Raw genomic sequence first — 356 nt, 5'->3', positions numbered from 1 at the left:
CGTATATCCCCATGCCGCGCGGCAACGCCTATTTGTGCGCGGTCATGGACTGGTATTCGCGCCGGGTTCTGGGCTGGTCGCTCTCCAACACCATGGAGACCGGCCTTTGCCTGGAAGCGCTGGAAAAGGCCTTTGCCAACACCGGGGCTGTTCCCGGGATTTTCAACACCGACCAAGGCTGCCAGTTCACCTCCGGGGAATGGATTGGTCGCTTGGAAGAGAAGGGAGTCCGAGTCAGCATGGATGGCAAGGGCCGCTGGATGGACAACGTCTTCATCGAGCGACTCTGGCGCAGTGTGAAGTATGAGGAAATTTACCTCCACGAACACGCCACCCTCATCGGGCTCTGTGCGGGC

Annotated in this window: 1 protein-coding gene; it reads left to right on the top strand. The window is 59.8% G+C overall.

Annotated elements, in window-relative coordinates; translation table 11 throughout:
* On the top strand, positions 1-356 hold a 356-nt coding region (locus tag JIN78_RS17050; protein ID WP_200393198.1), incomplete at both ends, for a DDE-type integrase/transposase/recombinase.

Source organism: Roseibacillus ishigakijimensis (assembly GCF_016595415.1).
Classification (GTDB): domain Bacteria; phylum Verrucomicrobiota; class Verrucomicrobiia; order Verrucomicrobiales; family Akkermansiaceae; genus Roseibacillus; species Roseibacillus ishigakijimensis.
Note: the sequence above shows the minus strand (reverse complement) of the source record. Positions and strands in the feature narration are given on the sequence as shown.